The following is a 1,388-nucleotide window of genomic DNA, read 5'->3' as shown; positions in this document are numbered from 1 at the left end:
AAAAAAGAGACATCAAGTCTCTATCCTGTTACAATGTTATCGGCTAAAACAATATTGAAAGGATAATTTTTGATGTCTCACTCATATTCTACTAGAAAATTTTTAAATATTAAAGATAAAAATATCATCTTTCCTGAAGATTATTTTGAAGAAGTTAAATTAAATGGGATCACTAGCTTTGTTTTTAAGGGAATCTTATCTTACCAACCCACTCATTGTGAACACTGTGGAACTCTTTTTGATTCCAATTTTAAAAAGCATGGGTTTAAAACTTCTCGAATTATCATTCCAAAAGTATCACTCCATGATACCTATTTAGTTTTAAAGAAACAGCGTTATTATTGTGGGCATTGTCAATCCACCTTTACATTAAAAACATCTATTGTTGAAAAGAACTGTTATATTTCTTACAATACGAAACACGCGATTGCTTTAGAAGCTCAAAATAAAATTTCAGAGTGCGATATTGCCCGTCGCCATCAAGTTTCTCATTCAACCGTTAATCGGATCATTCATAGCTTTTATGAATCTCAAACTTTGAACTTTAATGAGCTACCTGAAAATCTTTGTTTTGATGAATTTAAATCGGTAAAATCGGCTGAGGGTCATATGTCTTTTATCTTTTGTGATGCAGATACCAAGCAGATTATTGATATCATTGAAGATCGACGCTTAACCTCTCTTCAGACTTATTTCAAGCGATACACAAAAGAAGCTCGTGCGCGTGTGAAACATATTGTCACTGATATGTACGCCCCTTATATCAGTTTGATTAAGGAGCTTTTTCCTCATGCCAAAATTGTCCTTGATAAGTTTCACCTCGTTCAACATATCTCCCGTGCACTCAATAAAACACGTATTCGATTAATGAAAAAATTCAAAAAACATGGTCGTAAATTCAAACGTTACTGGCGACTATTTTTAAAATCACATACCCTACTCGATACCACAACTTATCGATCTGTTTATTGTTTTAAGCAACCGATGCGTGAAATAGATATCTTAAACTTCCTTCTCGATTTATCACCCGAATTAAAAGCAACTTATGAGCTTTATCAAGATTTACTATTCGCCATTCAATCGAAAAATGTGAATCGATTTAATCACTTACTTGAAACAGAACATCCAATGATTTCACCCGAACTTCAAACATCTTTTCAAACCTTTAAAACCTATACTTCTTATATCTACAATACTCTGACTACTCCCTATACTAATGGTCCTATTGAAGGAATCAATAATAAAATTAAAGTCATCAAACGTATCGCGTTTGGATATCGCAGCTTCTATCATTTCAAATCAAGAATTCTTATGATTCAAAATCTAACTAAACCCAAAAGAAAAATCCTAGCAGCATAGCTACTAGGATTTCAATTCGGTCGTTCATT

General features: G+C 32.8%; 1 protein-coding gene. It reads left to right on the top strand.

All coding sequences use genetic code 11. The annotated features are described in order from the left end of the window. The first annotated feature begins 72 nt into the window (after positions 1-72). Positions 73-1,359 carry an ISL3 family transposase gene (locus QWC74_RS10335; protein ID WP_155062478.1) on the top strand — a complete coding sequence of 429 codons (1,287 nt, stop codon included), beginning with the start codon at positions 73-75 and terminating at the stop codon, positions 1,357-1,359. Positions 1,360-1,388 lie beyond the last annotated feature (29 nt).

This window comes from uncultured Turicibacter sp. (assembly GCF_938044715.1).
Classification (GTDB): Bacteria; Bacillota_I; Bacilli_A; order MOL361; family Turicibacteraceae; genus Turicibacter; species Turicibacter sanguinis.
The sequence above is the reverse complement of the archived record's forward strand: the minus strand, read 5'-3'. Positions and strand labels throughout refer to the sequence as shown.